Genomic DNA, 480 nt, shown 5'->3' with positions numbered 1-480 from the left:
TTGCTGGCGACGTACGGGCAGGAGCGTCCGGAGACCGGTGAGCCGCTGTGGCTGGGCTCGATCAAGTCGAACATGGGTCACACGCAGGCCGCCGCCGGTGTCGCGGGCATCATCAAGATGGTGATGGCGATGCGGCACGGCGTGCTGCCGCCCTCTCTCCACTCCGAGGAACGCTCGGACCAGATCGACTGGTCGGCGGGGAGCGTTGCACTCCTGACCGAGGCGCGGGAGTGGCCCGAGTCCGACAGCCGTCCGCGCCGGGCCGGCATCTCGTCCTTCGGCATCAGCGGGACGAACGCGCACGTCATCGTCGAGCAGGCACCGGAGGAGCCGGCCGCGGAGAGTGGTGTTGTCGCGCCTCCGGTGGTGGTGCCGTGGGTGCTGTCCGCGAAGTCGGCGGAGGCGCTGGAGGCGCAGGCCCGGCAGTTGGCGGATGTGCCGGCGGACGTGGCGGACGTCGGCTATTCGCTGGTGACGACA

At 70.4% G+C, this 480-nt stretch carries 1 protein-coding gene; it reads left to right on the top strand.

From position 1 onward, the window contains the following. On the top strand, nt 1-480 hold a 480-nt coding region (locus tag IE318_RS22255; protein ID WP_308438588.1), incomplete at both ends, for a ketoacyl-synthetase C-terminal extension domain-containing protein.

The organism is Streptomyces spiralis (genome assembly GCF_014654675.1).
In the GTDB taxonomy this organism is placed as follows: domain Bacteria; phylum Actinomycetota; class Actinomycetes; order Streptomycetales; family Streptomycetaceae; genus Streptomyces; species Streptomyces spiralis.
This window is presented reverse-complemented; position numbering and strand designations above follow the sequence as displayed.